24 protein-coding genes and 1 pseudogene are annotated in these 22,472 nt (G+C 69.0%); 13 read left to right on the forward strand and 12 right to left on the reverse strand.

Annotation, left to right across the window (positions count from 1 at the left end):
• Together MLGJGCBP_RS03840 and MLGJGCBP_RS03845 are read left to right on the forward strand one after the other, a co-directional pair.
• Positions 1-424 (forward strand): annotated as a pseudogene (locus MLGJGCBP_RS03840) (cutinase family protein); the annotation flags it as partial.
• A gap of 22 nt (positions 425-446) precedes the next feature.
• Positions 447-896: an acyl-CoA thioesterase gene (locus MLGJGCBP_RS03845; protein ID WP_083395677.1), complete on the forward strand. Its 450-nt coding sequence runs from the start codon at positions 447-449 to the stop codon at positions 894-896.
• 32 nt (positions 897-928) lie between these two features.
• On the opposite strand, the gene MLGJGCBP_RS03850 is transcribed toward MLGJGCBP_RS03845, so the two are convergent.
• Complete coding sequence (locus tag MLGJGCBP_RS03850) at positions 929-1,594, reverse strand: TetR/AcrR family transcriptional regulator (protein ID WP_160094122.1); 666 nt, start codon at positions 1,592-1,594, stop codon at positions 929-931.
• Between the two features lie 116 nt (positions 1,595-1,710).
• Between MLGJGCBP_RS03850 and MLGJGCBP_RS03855 the strand changes: the two genes are divergently transcribed.
• Entirely contained in the window at positions 1,711-2,154 is a 444-nt protein-coding gene (locus MLGJGCBP_RS03855) for an SRPBCC family protein (protein WP_160094123.1), read from the forward strand.
• A gap of 1 nt (position 2,155) precedes the next feature.
• Complete coding sequence (locus MLGJGCBP_RS03860; RefSeq protein WP_160094124.1) at positions 2,156-2,995, forward strand: SDR family oxidoreductase; 840 nt, start codon at positions 2,156-2,158, stop codon at positions 2,993-2,995.
• Positions 2,996-3,004: 9 nt separating this feature from the next.
• Here the strand turns inward: MLGJGCBP_RS03860 and MLGJGCBP_RS03865 are convergent, their stop codons facing one another.
• A complete protein-coding gene (locus MLGJGCBP_RS03865; RefSeq protein ID WP_160094125.1) occupies positions 3,005-3,913 on the reverse strand; it encodes an SDR family NAD(P)-dependent oxidoreductase in 909 nt (302 codons plus the stop codon).
• Between the two features lie 31 nt (positions 3,914-3,944).
• On the opposite strand from MLGJGCBP_RS03865, the gene MLGJGCBP_RS03870 reads away from it, so the two are divergent.
• From MLGJGCBP_RS03870 to MLGJGCBP_RS03890, 5 genes are all read left to right on the forward strand, one after another.
• Complete coding sequence (locus MLGJGCBP_RS03870; protein WP_087554984.1) at positions 3,945-4,442, forward strand: hypothetical protein; 498 nt, start codon at positions 3,945-3,947, stop codon at positions 4,440-4,442.
• Positions 4,443-4,503: 61 nt separating this feature from the next.
• A complete protein-coding gene (locus MLGJGCBP_RS03875) occupies positions 4,504-4,797 on the forward strand; it encodes a putative quinol monooxygenase (protein ID WP_072942817.1) in 294 nt (97 codons plus the stop codon).
• An 11-nt stretch (positions 4,798-4,808) separates the two neighbouring features.
• On the forward strand, positions 4,809-5,510 hold the full coding sequence (locus MLGJGCBP_RS03880) for a dienelactone hydrolase family protein (RefSeq protein WP_160094126.1): 702 nt from the start codon (positions 4,809-4,811) through the stop codon (positions 5,508-5,510).
• 232 nt (positions 5,511-5,742) lie between these two features.
• Positions 5,743-7,227 carry an Hsp70 family protein gene (locus MLGJGCBP_RS03885; protein WP_201452951.1) on the forward strand — a complete coding sequence of 495 codons (1,485 nt, stop codon included), beginning with the start codon at positions 5,743-5,745 and terminating at the stop codon, positions 7,225-7,227.
• A 71-nt stretch (positions 7,228-7,298) separates the two neighbouring features.
• The gene (locus MLGJGCBP_RS03890) at positions 7,299-8,525 is read left to right on the forward strand and encodes an Hsp70 family protein (protein WP_160094127.1); all 1,227 of its coding nucleotides are present in this window, start codon (positions 7,299-7,301) and stop codon (positions 8,523-8,525) included.
• Between the two features lie 16 nt (positions 8,526-8,541).
• Here the strand turns inward: MLGJGCBP_RS03890 and MLGJGCBP_RS03895 are convergent, their stop codons facing one another.
• Genes MLGJGCBP_RS03895 through lysX form a run of 4 tightly spaced genes read right to left on the reverse strand, consistent with a single transcriptional unit; the run spans position 8,542 to position 13,998 of the window.
• On the reverse strand, positions 8,542-9,141 hold the full coding sequence (locus MLGJGCBP_RS03895) for a histidine phosphatase family protein (RefSeq protein WP_160094128.1): 600 nt from the start codon (positions 9,139-9,141) through the stop codon (positions 8,542-8,544).
• Between the two features lie 5 nt (positions 9,142-9,146).
• Positions 9,147-9,965 (reverse strand): alpha/beta fold hydrolase, encoded by an 819-nt coding sequence (locus MLGJGCBP_RS03900; protein ID WP_160094138.1) that lies wholly within the window; start codon positions 9,963-9,965, stop codon positions 9,147-9,149.
• Positions 9,966-9,979: 14 nt separating this feature from the next.
• Complete coding sequence (locus tag MLGJGCBP_RS03905) at positions 9,980-10,660, reverse strand: DUF998 domain-containing protein (protein ID WP_160094129.1); 681 nt, start codon at positions 10,658-10,660, stop codon at positions 9,980-9,982.
• Positions 10,657-13,998, reverse strand: coding sequence for a bifunctional lysylphosphatidylglycerol synthetase/lysine--tRNA ligase LysX (lysX, locus tag MLGJGCBP_RS03910; RefSeq protein ID WP_160094130.1), 3,342 nt, complete (start codon positions 13,996-13,998; stop codon positions 10,657-10,659). Before lysX ends, MLGJGCBP_RS03905 begins: the two co-directional genes overlap by 4 nt.
• A 110-nt stretch (positions 13,999-14,108) precedes the next feature.
• On the opposite strand from lysX, the gene MLGJGCBP_RS03915 reads away from it, so the two are divergent.
• On the forward strand, positions 14,109-14,336 hold the full coding sequence (locus MLGJGCBP_RS03915; protein WP_160094131.1) for an RNA-binding S4 domain-containing protein: 228 nt from the start codon (positions 14,109-14,111) through the stop codon (positions 14,334-14,336).
• On the opposite strand, the gene MLGJGCBP_RS03920 is transcribed toward MLGJGCBP_RS03915, so the two are convergent.
• Both MLGJGCBP_RS03920 and rraA read right to left on the reverse strand, forming a co-directional pair.
• A complete protein-coding gene (locus MLGJGCBP_RS03920; protein ID WP_160094132.1) occupies positions 14,327-15,682 on the reverse strand; it encodes a dipeptidase in 1,356 nt (451 codons plus the stop codon). The genes MLGJGCBP_RS03915 and MLGJGCBP_RS03920 overlap by 10 nt on opposite strands.
• 23 nt (positions 15,683-15,705) lie before the next feature.
• Positions 15,706-16,176 (reverse strand): ribonuclease E activity regulator RraA, encoded by a 471-nt coding sequence (gene rraA / locus MLGJGCBP_RS03925; RefSeq protein ID WP_005563989.1) that lies wholly within the window; start codon positions 16,174-16,176, stop codon positions 15,706-15,708.
• A gap of 41 nt (positions 16,177-16,217) precedes the next feature.
• On the opposite strand from rraA, the gene MLGJGCBP_RS03930 reads away from it, so the two are divergent.
• On the forward strand, positions 16,218-17,063 hold the full coding sequence (locus tag MLGJGCBP_RS03930; protein WP_160094133.1) for an SDR family oxidoreductase: 846 nt from the start codon (positions 16,218-16,220) through the stop codon (positions 17,061-17,063).
• 36 nt (positions 17,064-17,099) lie between these two features.
• On the forward strand, positions 17,100-17,780 hold the full coding sequence (locus tag MLGJGCBP_RS03935) for a TetR/AcrR family transcriptional regulator (RefSeq protein WP_087554993.1): 681 nt from the start codon (positions 17,100-17,102) through the stop codon (positions 17,778-17,780).
• A 30-nt stretch (positions 17,781-17,810) separates the two neighbouring features.
• Here the strand turns inward: MLGJGCBP_RS03935 and MLGJGCBP_RS03940 are convergent, their stop codons facing one another.
• Both MLGJGCBP_RS03940 and MLGJGCBP_RS03945 read right to left on the reverse strand, forming a co-directional pair.
• Positions 17,811-18,209: a hypothetical protein gene (locus tag MLGJGCBP_RS03940; protein WP_087554994.1), complete on the reverse strand. Its 399-nt coding sequence runs from the start codon at positions 18,207-18,209 to the stop codon at positions 17,811-17,813.
• A 116-nt stretch (positions 18,210-18,325) separates the two neighbouring features.
• Entirely contained in the window at positions 18,326-19,249 is a 924-nt protein-coding gene (locus MLGJGCBP_RS03945) for an oxygenase MpaB family protein (RefSeq protein ID WP_160094134.1), read from the reverse strand.
• Positions 19,250-19,364: 115 nt separating this feature from the next.
• Here MLGJGCBP_RS03945 and MLGJGCBP_RS03950 point away from each other — a divergent pair, with 115 nt between their 5' ends.
• Positions 19,365-20,270: a helix-turn-helix domain-containing protein gene (locus MLGJGCBP_RS03950; RefSeq protein ID WP_160094135.1), complete on the forward strand. Its 906-nt coding sequence runs from the start codon at positions 19,365-19,367 to the stop codon at positions 20,268-20,270.
• A 41-nt stretch (positions 20,271-20,311) separates the two neighbouring features.
• On the opposite strand, the gene MLGJGCBP_RS03955 is transcribed toward MLGJGCBP_RS03950, so the two are convergent.
• Positions 20,312-22,090 (reverse strand): acetyl/propionyl/methylcrotonyl-CoA carboxylase subunit alpha, encoded by a 1,779-nt coding sequence (locus tag MLGJGCBP_RS03955; RefSeq protein ID WP_160094136.1) that lies wholly within the window; start codon positions 22,088-22,090, stop codon positions 20,312-20,314.
• Between the two features lie 26 nt (positions 22,091-22,116).
• Positions 22,117-22,389 carry an acyl-CoA carboxylase subunit epsilon gene (locus MLGJGCBP_RS03960; protein ID WP_124396601.1) on the reverse strand — a complete coding sequence of 91 codons (273 nt, stop codon included), beginning with the start codon at positions 22,387-22,389 and terminating at the stop codon, positions 22,117-22,119.
• Positions 22,390-22,472: the final 83 nt, after the last annotated feature.

A 22,472-nucleotide genomic window follows, 5' to 3' on the forward strand; every position in this document is an offset into this window, starting at 1 on the left:
CGACGCCCTCGTCGGCCCCGCCGTCGCAGGCAGCGGTGCCGGTGGTCCCCGCATCGGCGGCTTCGGCTGGGTCAGCCAGAACACGCGCACCTTCTGCGCGTACGGCGACCTGTACTGCTCCACACCGAAGGAAGACTTCGTGACGCGGCTCGCCGGGTTCCTCGCGCAGACGTCGGATCCGACGCCGAACCTGTTCGGCCGGTACCAGCAGGAAGCGCTGGCGATCTGGAACGACATCCTCGCGGTTGGCGGTGTGCCCGCGCTGATGGCTCAGCTGGACGAGCAGCACAACGAGAAGCGCATCGACGAGCTGGAGCAGTTCTACAAGTCGCAGGCGCATCAGGACTACACCAGCTACGCGGTCGACGGTTCGGGTACGCCGGCCACCACGTGGCTGAAGAACTGGTTGCGCGACATCGCGTGAGTTCCGCCGACGGCGGCAGGGGATGATGTCCATCGTGACCGACTCCCCTGCCGCCGTCGTCGGCTACGACGCCTTCGTGACCGTCCGGTGGTCCGACATGGACGCCTTTCAGCACATCAACCATGCGCGGATGGTGACGCTGCTCGAAGAGGCCCGGATCGATTGGCTGCTCAGCGAGGGCAGCGAGAACTCGTCGCTCATCACGAGCGCGTTCATCGCCGACATCCACGTGCGGTACCGGGGACAGTTGCGGCATTCCGACAGCCCGCTCCGGGTCACGATGTGGATCGCGAAGCACCGGGCCGTCGACTTCACCATCGGCTACGAGGTCCGCGGTGCGCGCACCCCGATCACCGACCCGCCCGCCGTCACCGCCACCACGCAGATGGCTGTCGCGGATGTCGACGCCCAGCGGCTACGCCGCATCACTCCCACCGAGCGCGAGTACCTTGCCCGCTGGTCCCGTACGTGAGCGGCAAAGCATGTTCCGGGACGCTTTCCCACTCACGTGCGGAGGTCGCCGGGGGCCGGTAGGGGAAGGTCGGGATCGAGGACGACGCCGCGGCCGCGCATCGTAGTGTCGACCAGCGCCCACGCCCACGCGGCCAATTGCTCGGTCAGCGCGCCGACGTCGGTGCCGCCCGGTCGCTCGATCCAGTCCAGCGCCACCGACTCGACCATCCCGATCAGCGCGTTGGCCAGAGGTGTCGCGGTGGCCGGGGTGCCGAGCGCGTCGAGGTAGGGGCGGAGCATGTCGGCGACGGCGGTGGTGATCCCCCGCCGCACCTCTTCGGCGGCGGGGGAGAACGACATCAGGTAGCGGTACAGGTTGGCGTGTTCGGTGACCCAGTCGAGGTGGGTGCGGGCGGCGCGGGTGAGGATCGCGTGCGGCGCGCCGTCGGTGGTGATCACGGGCGCGTATTCGAGGAGCATCATCGCGGCGACCCGCCGGGCGACGGCGTTCCTGAGGTCGGTGCTGTCCTCGAAGTGCCGGTAGATGCGGGTGCGCGCGACCTCGGCGTAGACGGCCATCGTCGCGACCGACACGTCGGGACCGTCTTCGGCGATGGCGACGAGTGCCCGTTCGACGAACTCCGAGCGCCGCTTCTCGCGTTGGCCGCGCCAGCGGGCAGCGCGCCCGTCACCGGCGTCTTGCTGGGGGTTCGTCATCGAATCGAATCGTAGTCTTCCCTGTCGCGGTGTTTCCGTATAGCGTCACCAGTATGCGGTACATCGATGTACCACACACTCTGCAGCTCGGACGCCGACACGTTGGGAACACCGCCTTGTCCATTCAGCTCTGCCTGTCCGGCCCCCGCAGGTCCGGGCGTTCGATGATCGGGTTGCGCAGCACCACGGTGATCGTCGTCCCGCCCCCGATGGCATTCGAGTACCTCGGTGACGCGGAGACCGTGCTCGGCCCGGTGACGCTGCCGTCCCGCGGCCGGATAACCGCGTCGGATCCGGGTCGTCGCCTCGTCGTCGAGGCCGATCACGGCGTGCACGGATCGGTCTGGACATTCGCCGCCCTCAACGCGGACGAAACGGAACTTACCGTCGACTTCCGCTACCACTCTCCCGGCAGGCCGGCCGGGCAACTGCTCGGCGGGGTCGCCGCACCGGTGGTGTGGCAGGCGCTGCGTCGCGCGCAGGTCGCGTTGAAGGACCGGATCGAAACCCTCTACTACGAGCCCGCCGACCCGGCCGGTCTCGACCGAAGGAGAGCATGACGTGGGATTCTCGGCAGCGGGCAGGACGGTCCTGATCACCGGGGCGGCGATGGGGATGGGACGGCTCTTCGCCCGGCTCGCCGCCGCAGACCGGGCCGCCGCGGTGGTGTTGTGGGACATCGACGCCGACGGGCTCGAGCGCACCGCGCAGGAACTGCGCGAATCCGGGTGCGCCGTCAGCGCGCAGGTCGTCGACGTCGCCGACCTCGAATCCGTCCGCACGGCGGCCGCCGAGGTGCGGGGAACAGTCGGCCGTCCCGACGTGCTCGTCAACAACGCCGGGGTGGTGCGCGGCAAGTACTTCTGGGACCACGACCACGAGTCGGACACGAAGTTCGTGATGGACGTCAACACGCTCGCGCCGATGTACGTCACCAACGAGTTCCTGCCCGCCATGATCGAGGACCCACGCCGGGAGTGCCGGATCGTGAACATCGCCTCGGCCGCCGGGACCGTGGCAACACCGAGAATGGCCGTGTACGCGGCGTCGAAATGGGCTGTCCTGGGGTGGAGTGATTCGCTGCGACTCGAACTGGTCCAGGCCGGCCACGGGCACGTGAAGGTCACGACGGTGTGCCCGAGTTACATCTCCACCGGCATGTTCGACGGCGTGAAGAACCCTCTGTTCGCCCCGATCCTGAGCCCGGAAGAGGTCACGGTCCGGTCGTGGCGGGCGATGCGGCAGGGCACACCGCTGCTGATGCTGCCGCGGTCGCTGTACCTGTCGAGGGTCGCGAAAGCCGTCCTGCCGGTGCGTGTCTGGGACCGTCTGGCCGACCGGCTCGGCGTCTACCACAGCATGGACGCCTACACCGGCCGGGTGCAGGCGCCCACCGCCTGACGTCGCGGATCAGCCGAGGTCCAGGCGGGCGCCGAGCCGCATGCTGCCCGGGGTGAGGCGGCTCAGCGCGCGCCCGAACTTGGCTTCGGGCGTGACGGGGACGACGGCCTTGTTGGACTTGACGGCCTTCACGATCTGGGTCGCCACCCGGTCCGGGGTGAAACCGCGTTTGCGGTAGAGCTTGTCGGTCCGGTCCCGCATCTTCGCCTGCTCCTCCGGGGTGGCGCCGGCGAAGTCGGTGGTCTGAATGATGTTGGTGTGGACGAGTCCCGGGCAGATGGCGCTGACGCCGATGCCGTGATTCACCAATTCCGCTCGGAGACAGTCCGACAGCATGAACACCGCCGCCTTGCTCGTCGCATACGCGGTCAGTCGCTTCTGCGGCGTGAATGCCGCGGCGGACGACAGGTTCACGATGTGCCCGCCGGTTCCGCGTTCGATCATCTGCTCGGCGAACGCGCGGGAACCGTAGACGACTCCCCAGAAATTCACGTCCATCACCCGCTCGAAGTCCTTCTGCGGGGTCTGCGTGAACGTGCCCGAATATCCGATTCCGGCGTTGTTGATCACGACGTCGGGGGTGCCGTGCTCGGCCTGCACCTTCTCCGCGAAGCGCTGCACCTCGTCCTCCACCGCGACGTCCACCTGGTAGGCGTGGGAGCCCCCGCCGAAGATGGCGACGGCGCCGCCGCCCTTCATCTGCGCGGAGTTGATGAGATCGGAGGTCTGCTGCGCGGATTCGAGATCGCGATCGGCGACCACCACGACGGCACCCTCGGACGCGAACGCGAGCGCGGTCTCGCGCCCGATCCCGCTGCCGCCGCCGGTGACGACGACGAGAGTGCCGTCGAGATCCCGCAGCCGGTGATGTTTCCGTGCACCGCTGCGCCAGCCCCTGACTTCGCCGAGAAGACTCATGTGACCATCTTGTCCGAGTACGGTCGTTTGTGTGCTGATCTGGTACGTCAGCTATGGATCGAACATGGCTGCGACGCGTCTGACCTGCTACCTGCGCGGTGGTCGCCCGGCAGGGGGCAACCTCGTGCACGCGGGCGCCCGAGATGCGCGCGCTCCTCGGGCGTCGATGCCGGTGGTGATACCCGGCACGGTGTTCTTCGCGGGAGAGTCGCGGATCTGGGGCGGCGGCCGCGCCTTCTACGACCCCGACGCGCCCGGCACCGTCGCGGCCCGCGCCTTCCTGGTCACGCGGGAACAGTTCGAGGACATTCACGCGCAGGAACCAGCCTGCTACGACCGCCTGGTCGCACTCGGATCCCGCAACGGCGTTCCCATGCGCACGTTCACGACCCGTGCCCGCGGCGACGTCGTCGCCAGGAACGCGCCGGCGCCCGCCTATCTCGCGACCATCGCGGACGGTCTCCGGGAGGCGCACGGCTGGGACGAACCGAAGGTCGCCGATTATTTGACGCGACTTCGGGTTTCCTAGCCGACCCAACTGTGCTTACGTGAGACGGGCCACACGAGGTGGCGTTCACGAAAGGGAGTCGATGTCCGATCTGCATGTCGTAGCGACCATTCCTGCCAAGCCCGGCTCCGAGGACATTGTCGGCGGCGGACTGTCCGCGCTGGCCGCGGAAAGCCGCAAGGAAGAGGGCTGCATCTCGTACGAGGTCTTCGAATCAGCCGCGGTCGCGGGAACCTTCGTCACCGTGGAGGTGTGGACCGGCCAGGAGGCGCTCGACGCGCACATGCAGTCGCCGCACTTCCAGGCCGCGCTCGGGAAGTTCGGCGAGCACCTCGCCGGGGCACCGGGTATCCACCCGCTGAAGCCGGTTTCCTAGAGTCGTAGTTCGTGACCACACCACTCACCGTCATCGCCCCCGAAGGTCCGGCCCGCGGCGGCGTCGTCGTCATCCAGGAGGCGTTCGGCGTCACCGACCACATCGTCGATGTCTGCCGTCGTTTCGCCGCGGCCGGGTATCACGCCGTCGCCCCGCACCTGTTCCACCGGAACGGGGATCCGGTGCTGGCCTACGACGACATGAAGTCGGCGATGTCGCTGATCGGTGAGCTCACGGCGGAGCACATCGACGAGGACGTCGACGGGGCCGTCGCGGCTCTGTCGGCGGCCTCGATCGAACCCCGGAACACCGCGATCGTCGGATTCTGCATGGGCGGGACCGTCGCGTTCCACACGGCGACCCGCCTCGACCTGGGCGCGGCGGCGAGTTTCTACGGCGGCGGCATCGCGAAGGCGCGGTTCGGGTATCCGACGCAACTCGACGCCGCGAGTCGGCTCCGGACGCCCTGGCTGGGCCTGTTCGGCGACCGCGACAAGGGAATCCCGGCCGAGGAGGTCGAGGAACTGCGCACCACGCTCACCCACGCTCCGGTCGACACCGAGATCGTCCGCTACCCCGAGGCCGAACACGGCTTCCACTGCGACGACCGGCCCGCCGTGTACAACGAGGCGGCCGCCCGGGACGGATGGGCGCGAACGTTGCAGTGGTTCGGCACCCATGTCGACGGCACCCGCGCAGCCGCCACCGACTGACCGCGGCCGAATCCCCTCGGGTGTACGGCAACGCGACATTCGTCCACCAACGAGACACGTCACGGCGTGTTGCGGTCACCGCGTTCCGGGTGTCGCATTTCCGCAGGCTTCGACGTCGACGGCTCGCCGTTAATACGATGTGTGTCACAGGAGTACGTCGAAAACCCGTCTGACGTGGCGTCCGGTCTCCTTCCTGCGCGAGACCCGTAATCGAACCGTTATAGTCGGCGGCATGACTTCAGTTCTCGGTGTATCCGTCGGCGCCAGCGCGGTGCGCTTCGCGTGCCACGACGCCGTGAGCCTCGAAACCCCGACCTTCCAATCACGGTCGGTGACCGCAACACTCGAACTGCCGGCGGAACTGGCCGCCGAATCCATCGGGACGGTACTCGCCGAACGGGACGAGGCCGACGAGGTGGAGGCCATCGGCGTCGCGTACCAGGACGACGCGCAGGCAGGTGCCATGCAGGCCGCGATGGCGCGGCTGCAGATCGGCAACTTCCAACTGGTCCCCGAAGTCACCGCCGCGCTGCAGATGCTGGAGATGTCCGGAGAACTCGGCGACCACTCGACGCTCGTGTTCTACGACCTCGGCAGTTCGGGTCTCACGGTCACCGTCCTCGACCGCGACTCCGGCATGGTGCTGAGCCGTGCACGCTCGGATCAGATCAGCGGCGACCTCGTCGACCGCCTGATCTGCGACAACCAACTCGAACTGAACCGCTTCGCGCACCCCGCCGACGCTGCGGCCGCCTTCGCGCTCGCCGCGCGGTGCCGCGACGCGAAAGAGCAGCTGTCCAGTAACGGCGCGGTGTGCATGCCGGGCGAGGGCGGTCTGCTGCTCCTGTCGCAGGACACCTTCGATTCGCTCATCGTGGGCCCCGTCGAGACGTCGGCGCGCCTCACCCGCGAGGTCATCCGCCGCTCGGGACGCGCACCCGACGCCGCGGTGCTGATCGGCGGCGGCGCGCACATTCCCATGGTCGCGTCGGTGATCGAGTCCTGGCTCGACCTTCCCGTGATCGTCCCCGCGCAGCCCGAATTGGTGGCGGCGGAGGGTGCGGCCCTGCTGGCGCTCCCGACATTCGACGAGTTCGTGGCACCCCTGCCCCAGCCGGAGCTGCAGCACGCACCGGAGCTGGAACCGGAACCTGAGCTGGAGCCCGAGACGCAGGCCCTGTGGCACTCGTCGTACCCGGACTCGGACACGGACTCGGACGAGGTGATCGCACCGGCCGGGAAGCGTCGGGGTCTCGTCCTCGCGGGCGGTGTCGTGGCCGTGGTCGCCGCGGTCGGTCTCGGACTCGGCTTCGGCACCGATCTTCTGCAGGGTTCGGAGGAGGAGGCGCAGCCGGCCGCCACGCAGGCGACGACGGAGGCGCCCGCCGCGCAACAGGCAGCACCGTCACAACCCACGACGACCGCGGAGGTGCCGCCGCCGGTGGAGGCGGCTCCGTCGGTCGTCGACGAGCAGCCGGTGATCCCGCCGCAGACCGAGGTGCGCAGCAGATACCAGCCGCAGACACGGGCGCAGAGTCCGACGCAGGCGCCGGTCGCCCCCGAGACGCAGAGCGTCGCGCCGTCCGATACGTCGGTTCCGCCGACCACGGCGGAACCCGCGCCGCTCATCCCGGGTCTGCCGCAATTCCAGATGCCGACGATTCCGCCGCCCGCACCACTTCCGATGCCGGAATTGCCGCGGATTCCCGGGCTCTGAGCCGATATAACGAAGGGTGTCGTCGCGAGGCCACGACACGCTTGCCGTGACCAAACCGTTATAGTCTCCACATGGTTTCAGCTCTCGGTGTATCGGTCGGTGCCAGCGCGGTGCGCGTGGCGTACCCGGACGACGAGGGGGCCGTGTTCCGGTCATTTCCCGTGGATTCGCCCCACACCCACCCGGAACAGCTGGTTGCCGACTCCATCGAAACGGTGATGGCCGAGTGCCCGGCCGCCGACGAGGTACAGGCGATCGGTGTCGCATATCGCGATCAGGCGCAGGCCGCTGCCGTGCAGGCCGCGATGGGCGACTGCCGGCTGGTCCCGGAGGTGGCGGCGGTGCTCCGGCAGCTCGAGGCGTCGGGACAGCTGGGCGACCATTCGACGCTCGTGTTCTACGACCTCGGCAGTTCCGGCCTCACGGTCACGGTCGTCGACCGGCTCACCGGGGAGGCGCTCGGGGCGGCACGGACCGACGAGATCAGCGGCGACGGCATCGACCGGTTGATCCGCGACCACCAACTCGAGCAGGAACGCATTGCCCGCCCGGCCGACGAGGCCGCGGAGTGGGCGCTCACCGAGCGCTGCCGGCGGGCGAAGGAGGAACTGTCCACCAACACCGCGGTCTGCGTGCCCGGCGACGGCGGTCTGCTGCTGCTTTCGCAGGACAATCTCGATTCGCTCATCGTCCGGCCCGTGGAGTCGTCGGCGCGCCTGGCGCGTGAGGTGATCGAGTCGTCCGGACGCAGACCGGACGCGGTGGTGCTGATCGGGGGCGGCGCGCACATCCCGCTGGTGGCGTCGCTGATGGAGTCGTGGCTCGCGCTCCCGGTGATCGTGCCCGCACAACCCGAACTGGTCGCCGCGGAAGGTGCCGCGGTGCTGGCGCAGGAGCACTCGGGTTCCTTCGGGGCCGGACTGGCCGCCGAGAAGTTCGCGAAGCCGGTGATCCGGGCCGGTGCGCTGGCCGGTGGTGCGCTGGCGGTCGTCGCGGTCATCGGTCTCGGACTCGGCTACGGCAACCACGTGCGGGGCGCGGAGGGCGAAGCGCAACCCGCCGCCACGCAGCCGAGCGCCGAGGAGGCGTCTTCGTCGCCCACGCCGTCACCGGTGGCGCCGCCGCCGGCCGCGGTGTCGATTCCGGAGCCGGCCCAGGAGGAGGCGAGCGTGCCGGAACCCGCGCCCGCACCGGCCCCCGCCCCGCGGCCCCTCATTCCCGGTCTGCCGCAGATTCAGCTGCCGACCCTGCCGCCACCCCCGCCGCTTCCTCCGCTGCCCCGGATTCCCGGCCTCTAGCGGCTCGGAGCGGGTTCTACCGACGCAGCATGTCCCGGACGTGGCCGGTCTCGTTGACCGACGCCACCCGTCGCTCACCGCTGCGGGAGACGAGCACCCGCGTCACGGACACGTACTCGATCGGGAACACGAGGGGCCGGTCGAGGCCGAGAAGCTCCTGCAGGAACACGTTGATGACGCCGCCGTGGGCGAACACCGCGACGGTGTCCTCGTGGCCGGACTCCTCGACGATGCGGCCGAGGGAGTCGAACACCCTGGTGCGGAACGCGGCGGGGTCGACGGACTTCGGGAGCTGGCCTGCCCGGATGCGGGCGTAGGCCTCCGGCGCCCGTGCCTCCGCCTCGTGGAACGGGATGTAGTGGTCGAGGTCGTAGTCGTATTCCGCGAGGCCGACGTATTCGGTGACGGGAAGGTTGAGCGCCTCGGCGACCGGCGCCGCCGTCTCGAGTGCGCGGCGCTGCGGGCTGCTCACGATCCGGGCGATGCGGTACGGGGCCAGCGCGGCGGGCAGCCGCTTGGCCTGCGCGTGACCTTCCTCGGTCAGTGCGGGGTCCGCGCGCACGCCGGACGTGGTGACGAGCTCGGGCAGCGCGTGGCGGATCAATAGCAGTTGCACGCACCTCAGCTTGCCAGCTCCCGCACCAGCGCCGCGATCTGGCCGGGCTGATCGATCATCGCGTGGTGGTGCGCGGGGCGCACGACGCGGAACGTGGCGCCCAGGAATTGCGCGAACTGCCTCTGCGTGCGGATCCACGCCGACCCCCAGGGCGTCGGGCGGCCGGTGTGGGCGGCGACCACGACGACCGGCGCCGTGATCGTCGTGGTCCCGCGCAGCGCGGCCAGTTCCTGGGCCAGCGCCGGGTACGACGCGTTCTCGACGATCGAGGATTCGAGGTAGGCGGGCTCGCGGTAGATCCGCTCGACCCACCGGCGAGTGTCCGGGGCGACCCCGCCGGGCGGGGTCGAATGGTTCAGGATCCTGCGGACCGTGGGGCCGAGGAGTTTCTGCAGTCCCGTCGCGCTGGCCGCCCGGGCCACCCGCCTGCCCGCCGTGACGCGCCATCGGGTCGGGATCACGCGGTGCGGACGGGTGGTGACGGTGGCGTCCAGCAGAATCATGCCGCCGGTTCGCTCGGGGTACAGCCGCGCGAACGCCTCGACGTAGATGCCGCCGAGCGAGTGGCCGACGAGCACCGCCGGGGTGGTCACGCCGACCGCGTCGAGGACGCCGGCGATTCTGTCGGCCTCGCCGCGAGCGGACGGCCGCCGGCCGGACGGGGGACTGAGTCCGTACCCGGGACGATCGATCCGCACGACGAGGCAGGTCCCGGACAGCAGTTCGACCACGTCGTCCCAGTCGAACCAGTTCCCGCCGAGGCCGCCGTAGAGGACGACGGGCGGGCCGTCGCCGTCGACGACCACGTGCACTCCCACGACCATTTCCCCAGGACGTTTCACGTGGAACCATCCTTTTCGGGGGTGACGTGAATCACGCTGAGTGCCACGAAGATCAGCCACCCGCAGAACGCGAGCAGTTGGACGCGCTGGCCGAGCCCGAGCCACGCGTCCTGTTCGCCGCGCAGTCCGGCGGCCGTCAGCGTCCACACCGTGCCCCCGACGAACACGATCGCCACGGCCACGCCGGTCACTTTCAGCCAGGCCGGCCAGCCGTACCGGAACGCGGCCAACAGGAACGCGAGGCTCGACACGACGGCACCCGTCGACGCGGACGCGCTGGTCACGGCGTGCAGATCGTGGGTGAGGGGCAGGTGCCCGGCGGACTCGCTCGCGGCGCACACGGCGTCGGTGGTGGCCGCGCAACTCATCGGCAGGCGCGAATCGGCGATGGTCGCGACAGCGAACACGATCAGCCCGATCCATCCGACCGCCGTCACCCAGCCCTGCGAGTACCGCGACAGTCCGAGCACCCCGGCCACGGCGACGATGCATCCGGTCACCAGGTCGCTGGTGCGGAACACGAATCCGTACGGCTGGTCCGCGGCGGCGAGTTCGCTCGCGAACCCCCGCAGCGGATCGATGCCGGTGTCGAGGACGAATTCGAGCAGCCACGACGCATAGCCGACGGCGCCGAGGATCAGCAGCGCCGCGACGGCCACCCGGCCACGGGCGGTCATTGCCTCGGCTTGGCCAGGGGGAAGGCGAGGGTTTCGCGGATGCTGCCGCCGGTGATGAGCATGACCACCCGGTCGACGCCCATGCCGAGCCCACCGGTCGGGGGCATGGCGTGTTCGAGGGCCTGCAGGAAGTCCTCGTCGAGTTCCATCGCCTCCTCGTCGCCGCCGGCCGCGAGCATCGACTGCTCGGTGAGCCGGTTCCGCTGATCGACCGGGTCGGTGAGTTCGCTGTAGGCGGTGCCGAGTTCGATGCCCCACGCGACGAGGTCCCATTTGGCGGCGACCCCCGGAATAGTGGGGTGCGGACGCGTCAGCGGCGACATCGACGTGGGGAAGTTGGTGTAGAACGTGGGGAACTCGGTGTAGTCCTCCACCAGGTGCTCGTACATCTCCTGCGCCACGGCACCGGCGTCCCACGCCGACTGGTACGGGATCTCGTGCTCGTCGCAGAGCCGTTGCAGTTCCGCGAGCGGCGTCTCGGGTGAGACGTCGACGCCGAGTTTCTCGGCGACCGCCTGGTGCATCGTCTTGACGGGCCATTCGCCGGAGATGTCGACCTCCACCAGCCTGCCGTCGGGGCCCGGGCGCATGATGATCTCGCGCCCGTACGCCGCGACCGCCGCGGTCTGGATGAGCTCCCGGCACAGGACCATCATCTTCTCGTAGTCGCTGTGCGCCTCGTACGCCTCGAGGATCGTGAATTCGGGGTTGTGCTTGAAATCGACGCCCTCGTTGCGGAAGACGCGGCCGATCTCGAACACCTTCTCCATGCCCGCGACGCACAGACGCTTGAGGTACAACTCCGGCGCGATCCGCAGGTACAGGTCCAGGTTGTAGGCGTTGATGTGGGTGAGGAACGGGGCCGCGTTCGCGCCGCCGTGCACCTGCTGCAGGATCGGCGTCTCCACCTCGAGGAAGCCGCGGCCGCCGAGCGAATCGCGCAGCGACTTGACGACGGCGCTGCGGGCCTCGAGCAGGCGGCGGGCGTCGGAGTTGATGGCGAGGTCGACGTACCGCTGCCGGACGCGGGTTTCCGGGTCGGACAGGCCTTTCCACTTGTCGGGCAGGGGGTGCAGGCACTTGCCGGTCATGCGCCACTCGTTCGCGAGCAGCGACAGCGCGCCGCGACGGCTGTATCCGATGACGCCGGCGACCTCGACGAGGTCGCCGAGGTCGAATTCGGCGGCGAACGCCCGGATGCGGTCGGTACCCACCCGGGCCTCGTCGACGAGGATCTGGATGTCGCCGGACCAGTCCCGGACCACCGCGAACACGACGCCGCCGTAGTCGCGGATCCGGAGCAGGCGGCCTGCGATGCGGACCGTCGTTCCCTCCGGCGACTCCACGGCCTCGGTCACCGTGTGCGAGGGCGGAAGTGCAACCGGGTAGGGGTCGATGCCCTGTTCTGCGAGGCCGGCCAACTTGTCGAGCCGGACGCGAACCTGCTCGGGACGTTTCGGTCCGGTCGTGGTCGGTGCGAGGCCCTCGCCGGGTGCGCTGCCGTCGGAGTGCAGTCCCTCGGCGGCGACGAGCGCGGCGGGGACCGCGGCGTGGTGGCCGGTGTGCTCGATGGCGTCGTGGGTGCCGGAACGGCCGAACCGGGGCAGCGTCACGAATCCTTCCGCGACGGCCGAGGCGAATCCGACGCGGAGCAGTTCCCGGTTGTCCTCGAAGCAGAGGAACCGCGGCACCCATTCCGGCTGGTACTTCACGTTGGACCGGTAGAGCGCCTCGAGCTGCCACCAGCGGGAGAAGAACACGAGGATCGAGCGCCAGATCCGCAGGATCGGTCCGGCCCCGATGCGGGAGCCCTCCTCGAAGACCGAACGGAACACCGCGAAGTTCAGCGACACCTTGGTGATGCCGAATTGGTCGGAGTTGGTGGCCAGTTCGGACACCATCAGCTCGACCACCCCGTTGGGGGAGGTCGGCCTGCGGCGCATCAGGTCGAGGGAGACGCCCGTGGGTCCCCACGGAACCAGCGACAGGATGCCGTCGATCTCGCCGTCCTCGGCGACGGCCTCCACCAGCAGGCAGTCGCCGTCGAGGCGGTCGCCGAGCCGGCCGAGGGCCATCGAGAAGCCGCGCTCGGTCTCGGTGTCCCGCCACGAGTCTGCGAGCCGGATGGCCTCGGCCATCTCGTCGGGGGGAACGTCGCGGTGCCTGCGGATCCGGACGGTGATGCCCTGGCGGCGGACGCGGGTGACGGCCTGGCGGACCTGCCGCATGTCGCGTCCGCTGAGGTTGAACTCGCGGGTGCGGAGGATGGCCTCGTCGCCGAGTTGGAGGACGGTGAGTCCGGCCTTGTTGTAGGCGGTGGCCCCGGTTTCGCTGGCGCCCATCACGGCGGTGGCCCAACCGTATTGGGACGCGAGCGCCTGCCACGCCTCGATCGCGTGCGGCCACGCCTCCGGGTCGCCGATCGGATCGCCGCTGGCCAGGCACACACCCAGTTCGACGCGGTAGGTGATGGCCGCTTTCCCGCTGGGCGCGAACACGACGGCCTTGTCGCGGCGGGTGGCGAAGTAGCCGAGGGAGTCGTCGGCGCCGTACTGCAACAGCAGTCCGCGCAACGCCGATTCGTCGTTGCCGGTGAGCGCGTTGTGGGAGCGCTGGGCGCGGAACAGGGTGATGACGGCGGCCAGCAGGGCGAGCGCGCCGAACAGGCCGAGGAGGGTGTTGACGAATCCGTGCGGTCGACCGCTGAACTGTTCGTTGTCGGCGGCGGCGAGCGCGGTCACGCGGTTGAGCGCCCACAGGAACCGTTCGCCCTGCGGCAGGGTGCCGGGGAACAATTCGACGAGTCCCCACCCGACGAGGGTGCCGATGGCGAGACCGACGATGAGGACGCCCAGCGCTTTCCAGCCTGCGCCGCGCCGGACCCGGGTGTAGAACTCGGGCCGGGCCGCGATCAGGATGCCGATCAGCACCACCTGGACCACGGCGGCGACCATTGCATTGACGTTCCGGTCGGTGATGCTCACGATCACGTTGGTGATCAGAATCAGAGTCAGATAGATCGTCAGCAGCCACCACGCGATCCGCTTGCGGCTCGCCAGCGCCGCCGCGAGCAGCGCGACCACCAACGCCCACGACAGGCTGGTGTCGGGCGCGTCGAAGTAGTAGGTGTCGATGTACTCCCGCGGCACGTGCACGTAGTAGCGCAGTACCGGCGAGATGCTCCACAGGAACACGAGCACCGAGAAGACGCCCAGGATCAGTCCCGCGATGTGGGGAACCTGGTGCAGGCGCCCGTTCTTCGAGCCGAGGGCGGGCCGGGGCCGTGGTGCGGTGAGGTCGGCCTCGGACGCGTGGTGGGTCTCGGTGCTAGCTGACATCGAGCGTTTCCTTCCCGGCAAGAGATACGTACCGATCACGGGAGACAGATGTTCCAGTGTTCAGTGTGAGCCGTCGGGCCGCGATTTGGGTGAAGAGGGAAGATAGAGGCATGTCCGACATTCACGACGCCGTGCCGATCCGCGACGAATCCATCCGTCTCGGCCAATTCCTGAAGCTCGCCAACCTCATCGGGTCGGGGGCCGAGGCGAAGGAAGTGATCGCCGACGGACTCGTGTCGGTGAACGGCGAGGTCGAGGTGCGGCGGGGTCGGCAGTTGCGGGACGGGGACGTCGTGGAGATCGGTGGGATGACGGCTCGGGTGAGTTCTCAGTCCTGACGGGCGGCGGTCGCGAACCGCTGCAGGAACAGTGCCTCGGCGACGGCGAGGTTCTCGATTTCGCTGGGATCCACACTCTCGTTGGGGGCGTGGATGAGGCAGCGCGGTTCCTCCACCCCGATCAGGGCGATCTCCGCCGCCGGGATCATGGCGGCGAAGACGTTGCACAGCGGGATGGAGCCGCCCTGCCCGGCGGTTCCGAGTTGCTTCCCGAACGCCTCCTCCATCGCCGCGCCGAGGGCCGCGTACCCGGGACCGTCCGTGGTGGCGCGGAACGGTGAGCCCACCGCTTCGCGTTCCACCGTCACCCGCGCATTCCACGGGGTGGCGTTCTCGAGGTGCGCGGCGAGCGCGTCCTGCGCCTGCTGTGGGTCCATGCCCGGCGGTACGCGCAGGTTGAGGCGGGCCGAGGCGCGCGGCGCGATGGCGGCGGCGGAGCCGACCACGGGCGGGCAGTCGATGCCGAGGATGGTCAGCGCCGGCCGGGCCCACACGGCGTCGGCGACGGACCCGGAACCCGCGAGACCGACACCGTCGAGCACCCCGGCGTCCGTGCGGAACTGGGCCTCGGGGTAGTCGACGCCGGTCCACGTCTGGTCCGATTCGAGACCGTGAACGACGGTGTTGCCGTCCGCGTCACGCAGGGTGGCAAGCATCTGGACGAGCGCCGCGAGTGCGTCGGGGGCCGGCCCGCCGAACATGCCCGAATGCACCTCCCCGGCCAGGGTCTCGACGTGCACCACCACGTTCGCGATGCCGCGCAGCGTGGTGGTGACGGTGGGTCTGCCGACGGCGGCGTTCCCGGTGTCGACGACGAGGATCATGTCGGCGTCGAACAGTTCGGGCCTGGCCTCGACGAGGTTCTCGAGCCCGCCGGTGCCCATCTCCTCGGACCCTTCGGCGACGATTCGGATGCCGACGGGGAACGGGGTGCCGAGTGCGCGCAACGCCAGCAGGTGCATCACGATGTTGCCCTTGCAGTCGGCCGCGCCGCGCCCGTACCAGCGTCCGTCCCGCTCGGTGAGGGTGAACGGGTCGGTGTGCCAGAGTTTCTCGTCGCCGGGCGGTTGAACGTCGTAGTGGCAGTACAGCAGCACCGTCGGGGCGCCGTCCGGGGCGGGTTGATGTCCGACGACGGCGTGTGAACCGTCGGACGTCTCGATCAGTTCGACGTGTCCGATTCCGGCTCCGACGAACGCGTCCTCGACCCATTCGGCTGCGCGAACGCATTCCTCCGGCGGGAACTGCCGCGGATCGGCCACCGACCGCATGGCCACCAGCTCGGCGAGTTCGTCACGCGCCGTGGGCATCAGCGCGGCCACCTTGGAACGGATTTCGTCGGACATCAACGCCTCCTCGAAATTCAGACTCAGCGGACGACGACGCCGTCCTGATCGCTGTAGACGGTCTCGCCGGGGTTGAACGTCACGCCGCCGATCTCGATCGGGACGTTCTTCTCACCGGAGCCGGTCTGGGTGCTCTTGCGGGGGTTGGTGCCGAGTGCCTTGACGCCGATGTCCAGGGTCTTCAGGATCGCCGAGTCGCGGACCGCGCCGTTGACGATCACGCCGGCCCAGCCGTTGTCGACGCCGCGGCCGGCGATGATGTCGCCGACCAGCGCGGTGTGGATGCTGGCGTCGCCGTCGACCACGAGGACGCCGCCGTTGCCGGGCTCGCCGAGGGTCTGCTTGACCAGCAGGTTGTCCTGGAAGCACTTGATGGTGGTGATGGGACCGGAGAACACTTCACGGCCGCCGAACTGGATGAACTGCGTGTCGCAGCTCCGGATGTCGGGTCCGATCTCGTCTGCCAGGTCAGCGGTTGCCACGGGTTCAGTCATACGCGCCAGGATAGAGGTCCGGCGCTGGGAGAATGCGAGCCATGACCATTGCAGTGACTGGAGCCACGGGGTCGGTCGGCGGCAAGGTGCTCGAGCGGCTCGGCGGCGGCGCCGGTGTGCGGCTGATCGGGCGGAACGCGCAGCGGCTCGAGCCGCTGGCCGAGCATCTCGACTCCGGGTTCGCCGTGGCCGCGTACGCCGACGGTCCGGCGATGACGACCGCGCTGGACGGCGTCCGGTTGCTGTTCCTCGTCTCGGGTCGCGAGAGCGCGACCCGGCGCGAGGAGCACCGCACCGTCGTGGACGCGGCCCGGGCTGCCGGGGTGGAGCGGATCGTCTACCTGTCGTTTCTGGGTGCCGCGCCCGAGTGCACGTTCACGTTCGGCCGCGACCATTACTTCACGGAGCAGCACATCAGGGAGAGCGGCCTGAAGTTCACGTTCCTGCAGGACGGCTGGTATCAGTCGATGATTCCGCTGATGGCCGACGACCGGGGCGTCATCCGGGGACCCGCCGGCGACGGCCGGGTGAGCGCGGTGGCGCCCGACGACGTCGCGGATGCCGTGACGGCCGTGCTCACCACCGGCAACGGCGACCACGACGGCGTCACCTACCGCCTGACCGGACCGGACGCGTTCACCCTCACCGAGGCCGCCGAGACGATCACGAGGGTGACCGGACGTTCGGTGCGTTTCGAGAACGAGACCCTGGCCGAGGCGTACGCGTCCCGGGCCCACTACGGGGCGCCGGAATTCGAGGTCGCAGGGTGGGTGACCTCGTACGCAGCGATCGCGGCCGGCGAGTTGGCGGTGGTGACGGGCGACGTCGAGGCGCTCACCGGGCGCCCGCCGCAGACCTTTGCCGACTACCTTTACAGCTACACTTGACCCGTCCTGGCATAGCGAGCGGTAGATAGGTCTTTGATGGTCAGCTCATCCAAGGGTGCGACGCCGCCCATCGAGGTCGGCAACGCGGCCGACTGGCGCCGCCTCGAACCCACGAAGTTGACGCCGATCCTCAGCGCCTCCCTCGACGCATTCTACGAACACGGCTTCCACGGCACGTCGGTGCGCGACATCGCCCGCCGAGTCGGTGTCACGGTACCTGCTCTCTACTACCACCACGAGAACAAGGAGGCCGTTCTCCTCGCGCTTCTCGAACTCTCCACCAGCGACGTCCTCGAGCGGGCCCACGCGGCGAGCGCCGACGGCGGCGACGATCCGGTGCAGCGGCTCGCCAACGTGATCGAGGCGATCGTGCTGCGGATGACCATGCGGTCCCGCCTGGCGGCGCTCGAGAGCGAGGTGCGTTACCTGAGCCCCGACAACCGGCAGCGGTACCGCACCGTCCGCAAGGGTGTGGAGGAACTGGTCCTCGAGATCGTCAAGGAAGGCAAGAAGCGGGAACTCTTCGACGTGGCGGATGCCGCGGAGACCACGCGGGCGCTTCTCGGTATGTGCCAGTCGATTCCGCGCTGGTATCACGCCGAGGGCAAGCTGACCCCGGACGCCGTGGCCCGCAAGTACGTCGAGATCGCCATGAAGACGGTCGGCTCCACCGAGCTTCCCGTCAAGCCGAAGAAGAGGCGCACCGCCGACGTCTGACCGGCGATGCGCCCCGGCAGGGTGCGGGTTTCAGCTCCCCAGACCCGATGACGCGACGACGTCGAACTGTGCCGTCGCCTCGGCGGGGGTGCCGTTCGGCGGGGTGAACGTGAATACGACGGAGTAGCGGCCGGCCTCGTGCGTCCGGATTGCGGCCGTCCCGGCACCGAGGGTGAGCGGGATGCTGCGGGTGTTCACGTCGCCGTCGGGTTCGGTGATCTCGAGTTCGACCGGGGTGGATCCGTCCGTGCCGGTCGGGGTGGGAGTGACCAGCGTCCCGAGCGTCACCAGATTGTTGGCGCGGACGGTGCCGATCGGCGGAATGACGGTGATCTGGTAGGTGGTGGCGGCGGTTGCCGTGGGCGCCAGAGCAAGTGTGGCCGCTCCTGCCAGTGCGGCAATGGTCAGGGTCCCTCGAGTGAAGTTCACGCAATCCCTTCCTGTCGACGGTCGCTACGCGCAGCCACGTTACGGCAGAACGGGGAGTTGCCCACCCTCATTCGCCGTGTGTCCGAGAATAGTTCGAACACACGGCTTTACGTCGATCAGGCGTCCAAAGCTGTTCGGGATGAGGTGTTTTCCGGCGCGACCGTACCGTTGGTGTGCTGCACGGGGCAGGTTCGGGGGAAGGTGCCCAGTTTCTCCACTGCGTACCCGTTCGGGTAGCTGCGAATGTTGGGGAGGTCGCGGGCGAACTTGGGCACGGTGCGCACGGGATAGAACCGGACGAGGCGGGCGCGGGTCTTCAACGCACCGCGGGACAGCGTCCGCACGAGGCGGGACGGCCTGCGGTAGGCGAACGCGTCGAGAAGGGGATCGTCCATCAGCGCCCACGAAAACCGTTTGATCAGGGCGGCGGGAGCGAGATTGTTCGGTGGGAACGTGCACAGGAGGTCGAGCGTGGAGTCGGCGACGGCGCGGCCGCCCAGGTCGAAGAGGAAGTGTTCCCGCTCGTAGTCGTCCAGGAACTTCTCGAATGCCTCGAAGGTCTCGGGAATCTCCTTGATGCCCATGTACTTGCCGAGCGCGCGGTAGTAGTTGGTGGAACCGACGATCTCGTTGCGGGTGAGCTTCCGCCAGCCGAAGTCTTCGATCCAGCGCGCCGGGATCACCACGAACGTCGACAGCACGTACCGCATGTCGTCGTTGGAGATGTCGTAGGAGCCGTGCATCTGGTTCATCCGGCGGATGCCGGCGCGGCCGGGGTCGCTGGTGAGGCCGTGTTCGAGGACCGCGTCGAGGATCAGGCCGGTGTCGTCGTAGCGTTTCTGCACGCGTTCGGTGAATTCGCCGGTCTCGAACAGCAGCCGGCCGATGGTGGGCACCGCGTACGTCCGGAACAGCGCGAAGCTGAGGGCCTGGTTGATGTCCCAGGGAAACTCCTGCGTTGCGAGAATCCGGGCGATCTCTTCGTACTGCGTCTCGGGGTCGAGGCGGTCGGTCCGGCGACGTAGGTCGAAGCGTTTCATGAGTTTCACTTCCTGCAGCGGCTGTGACAGATGGCCAGGCAATTTAGCGATCGTTCAGATGACTCGACTGTATCTTCCGTCACAGTGCGACGCCAGAGTGGCATTATGCAAACACATGGCACGAAATTCACCGCAGACCGACCGCATCGTGATGCTGACGGAACTCCTCGCCGACGAACCGGAAACGCCCCGGAGCCTCGCCGACATCGCCCGGCACCTCGGCGTCGCGAAGGCCACCTGCTATCCGATGGTCGTCGCGCTGACCGAGGCCGGCTGGCTCATCCGGCACCCCACCCGCAAGACGTACCGTCTCGGTCCCGCACTGATCCCGGTCGGGCGAGCCGCGGAGACGGCCACGGACGTCGTCGACCTCGCGCGGTCGGTGATGCACGAACTGGCCGACGCGTCCGACATGGCGTCCATCGCGTTCGTGCAATCGGGAAGTGACGTGGTGGTCGCGGAGGTGGTGCAACCGGTCGGCGGGCGCCGGGGAACCCTCGGGTTGCGCCTCGGCGACAAGGTGCTGCTGGTGCCGCCGATCGGTTCGGGGATCGCGGCCTGGTATCGGCAGGAGCAGCGCGACGAGTGGTACGCCCTCGGCGGGCAGAGTCTGGGTGTCGACGTGGACGTGCTGCGCGCGACGTACGAGCCGGCCCTCGCGCTCGTCCGGGAGCGCGGGTACGCGATGGAATGCATGCAGCAGCAACAGCATTCGCTCGCAGATATGGTGTCGGAACTCCGCGGACGCGGAGTGGGCGGACACCGCTCGACCGTCGCGCTGCGAGAGGCGCGCAAACTGCTGTCGGCGGATGCGGTGGTCGGTGACATCGACCCGGAGGGCAGCTACCAGCCGTTGTCGATCAACGCGGCGGCGTTCGACCGCGACGGTGAACCGGCGGTCGTGCTGTGCGTCGCCGATGCGTCCCGGCCGATGTCGGGGGTACGCACGGCGGAAATCGGTGAATTGGTCCGCGACGCCGCGGCCCGGGTGACGACCGCCATGCACGGCCGCCACCCGTGAGTACTTGTTAACCGCGGGCGGTTAACAAGTACTCACGGGAGCTACTTGAGCTCGGCGAGGACGGTGCCCTGGGTGATGGCGGAGCCGGGTTCGACGGCGAGGCCGGTGACGGTGCCGGCCTTGTGGGCGTTGACCGGGTTTTCCATCTTCATGGCCTCGAGGACGGCGATGAGGTCGCCCTCGGCGACTTCCTGGCCTTCTTCGACGGCGACCTTGACGACGGTGCCCTGCATGGGGGCGGTGACGGCGTCACCGGACGCGGCGCCGCCGTGGGCGCCGCCGCGGGTGCGGGCCTTGGGCTTCTTGCGGGCCGGGCCGGCGGGGGCGCCGCCGCTGCCGAGGGTGAACTGGCCGGGCAGCGACACCTCGACGCGGCGGCCGCCGACCTCGACGACGACGTTCTGCCGGGGCAGGTTCTCTTCGTCGTCGAGCGGTTGGCCGCCGGTGAACGGTTCGACCTGGTTGTCCCATTCGGTTTCGATCCACTTGGTGTAGACGTCGAAGCCGGTGCCGTCACCGATGAAGGCGGGGTCGGAGACGATGGCCCGGTGGAACGGGATGACCGTGGCCAGGCCTTCGACCTGGAATTCGGCGAGGGCGCGGCGGGCCCGGGCGAGGGCCTCGTCGCGGGTGGCGCCGGTGACGATCAGCTTGGCGAGCATGGAGTCGAACTGGCCGCCGATCACGGATCCGGTTTCGACGCCGGAGTCCATCCGCACGCCGGGGCCGGTGGGGGGCACGAACTTGGTGACCGGTCCGGGGGCGGGCAGGAAGCCGCGGCCGGCGTCCTCCCCGTTGATGCGGAACTCGAAGGCGTGCCCGCGGGGGGTGGGGTCCTCGGTGAGGTCGAGGTGCTCGCCGTTGGCGATCTTGAACTGCTGCAGCACCAGGTCGATGCCGGCGGTTTCCTCGGTGACGGGGTGCTCGACCTGCAGGCGGGTGTTGACCTCGAGGAAGGACACGGTGTCGCCCTGGACGAGGTATTCGACGGTGCCGGCGCCGTAGTAGCCGGCCTCGCGGCAGATGGCCTTGGCGGAGGTGTGGATCCGGTTGCGCTGGTCGTCGGTGAGGAACGGGGCGGGGGCCTCCTCGACGAGTTTCTGGAAGCGGCGTTGCAGGGAGCAGTCGCGGGTGCCGGCGACGATGACGTTGCCGTGCTGGTCGGCGATGACCTGCGCTTCGACGTGCCGGGCCTTGTCCAGATACTGTTCGACGAAGCATTCGCCGCGGCCGAACGCGGCGACGGCCTCGCGGGTGGCGGAGTCGAACAGTTCGGGGATTTCCTCGATGGTGTGGGCGACCTTCATGCCGCGGCCACCGCCGCCGAAGGCGGCCTTGATGGCGACGGGGACGCCGTATTCCTTGGCGAAGGCGACGACCTCGTCGGCGTTTTTGACGGGGTCCTTGGTGCCGGCGGCCATCGGGGCCTTCGCCTTTTCGGCGATGTGGCGGGCGGTGACCTTGTCGCCGAGGTCGCGGATCGATTGCGGGGAGGGGCCGATCCAGATCAGGCCGGCGTCGATCACGGCCTGCGCGAAGTCGGCGTTTTCGGAGAGGAAGCCGTAGCCGGGGTGGATGGCGTCGGCCCCGGATTTGGCGGCGGCGTCCAGGATTTTGTCGAACACCAGGTAGGACTCGGCGGAGGTGTGTCCGCCGAGGGCGAAGGCTTCGTCGGCCAGGCGCACGAACGGGGCGTCGGCGTCGGGTTCGGCGTAGACGGCGACGCTGGCCAGGCCGGCGTCGGCGGCGGCCCGGATCACCCGCACTGCGATCTCACCGCGGTTCGCGACGAGCACCTTGGAAATACGTGCACTACTCATCGAAATGTCTTCCCTTTTCTACAGTTTCAGTAGCCTGCGTTGACCAGGACGGCAGCGGCGGCTACTTGCCGACGCAGAATGAGGGCGGGGGTGCCCCACGAATCGTCATCGGACGCGGGCGTTTCCGCCGCGGAACCGGACGAGGCGATCGCAGCGAACACTGCGAGCACCGCGGCGATGTCCGTGTCGCTCGGGTTGCCCGAGAACGTCACGGCCGGCGCCGCCGGCGACTCTTCGGCGATGCCGGAGCCCAGTGCGATCTCGTCGAGCACCTCGTCGACGACCAACTCCGCGGTCACAGCGGAATGTTCCCATGCTTCTTGGGCGGGAGGGTGACCATTTTGCGTTCGAGCAGGCGCAGGGCGGCCACGATCTGTCCGCG

Origin of the sequence: Rhodococcus sp. T7 (assembly GCF_009872365.1) — a bacterium.
Classification (GTDB): domain Bacteria; phylum Actinomycetota; class Actinomycetes; order Mycobacteriales; family Mycobacteriaceae; genus Rhodococcus_F.

Excerpts from the sequence above, each read along its gene's own strand:
- MLGJGCBP_RS03900 (WP_160094138.1), bottom strand. The coding sequence starts at position 9,965 with ATGGTCGTGGGAGTGCACGTGGTCGTCGACGGCGACGGCCCGCCCGTC.
- rraA (WP_005563989.1), bottom strand. The coding sequence starts at position 16,176 with ATGACTGAACCCGTGGCAACCGCTGACCTGGCAGACGAGATCGGACCC.
- MLGJGCBP_RS03890 (WP_160094127.1), top strand. The coding sequence starts at position 7,299 with ATGGTTTCAGCTCTCGGTGTATCGGTCGGTGCCAGCGCGGTGCGCGTG.
- MLGJGCBP_RS03945 (WP_160094134.1), bottom strand. The coding sequence starts at position 19,249 with ATGAAACGCTTCGACCTACGTCGCCGGACCGACCGCCTCGACCCCGAG.
- MLGJGCBP_RS03915 (WP_160094131.1), top strand. The coding sequence starts at position 14,109 with ATGTCCGACATTCACGACGCCGTGCCGATCCGCGACGAATCCATCCGT.
- MLGJGCBP_RS03850 (WP_160094122.1), bottom strand. The coding sequence starts at position 1,594 with ATGACGAACCCCCAGCAAGACGCCGGTGACGGGCGCGCTGCCCGCTGG.
- MLGJGCBP_RS03955 (WP_160094136.1), bottom strand. The coding sequence starts at position 22,090 with ATGAGTAGTGCACGTATTTCCAAGGTGCTCGTCGCGAACCGCGGTGAG.
- MLGJGCBP_RS03920 (WP_160094132.1), bottom strand. The coding sequence starts at position 15,682 with ATGTCCGACGAAATCCGTTCCAAGGTGGCCGCGCTGATGCCCACGGCG.
- MLGJGCBP_RS03930 (WP_160094133.1), top strand. The coding sequence starts at position 16,218 with ATGACCATTGCAGTGACTGGAGCCACGGGGTCGGTCGGCGGCAAGGTG.
- lysX (WP_160094130.1), bottom strand. The coding sequence starts at position 13,998 with ATGTCAGCTAGCACCGAGACCCACCACGCGTCCGAGGCCGACCTCACC.
- MLGJGCBP_RS03875 (WP_072942817.1), top strand. The coding sequence starts at position 4,504 with ATGTCCGATCTGCATGTCGTAGCGACCATTCCTGCCAAGCCCGGCTCC.
- MLGJGCBP_RS03885 (WP_201452951.1), top strand. The coding sequence starts at position 5,743 with ATGACTTCAGTTCTCGGTGTATCCGTCGGCGCCAGCGCGGTGCGCTTC.
- MLGJGCBP_RS03865 (WP_160094125.1), bottom strand. The coding sequence starts at position 3,913 with ATGAGTCTTCTCGGCGAAGTCAGGGGCTGGCGCAGCGGTGCACGGAAA.
- MLGJGCBP_RS03905 (WP_160094129.1), bottom strand. The coding sequence starts at position 10,660 with ATGACCGCCCGTGGCCGGGTGGCCGTCGCGGCGCTGCTGATCCTCGGC.
- MLGJGCBP_RS03935 (WP_087554993.1), top strand. The coding sequence starts at position 17,100 with ATGGTCAGCTCATCCAAGGGTGCGACGCCGCCCATCGAGGTCGGCAAC.
- MLGJGCBP_RS03845 (WP_083395677.1), top strand. The coding sequence starts at position 447 with ATGATGTCCATCGTGACCGACTCCCCTGCCGCCGTCGTCGGCTACGAC.
- MLGJGCBP_RS03950 (WP_160094135.1), top strand. The coding sequence starts at position 19,365 with ATGGCACGAAATTCACCGCAGACCGACCGCATCGTGATGCTGACGGAA.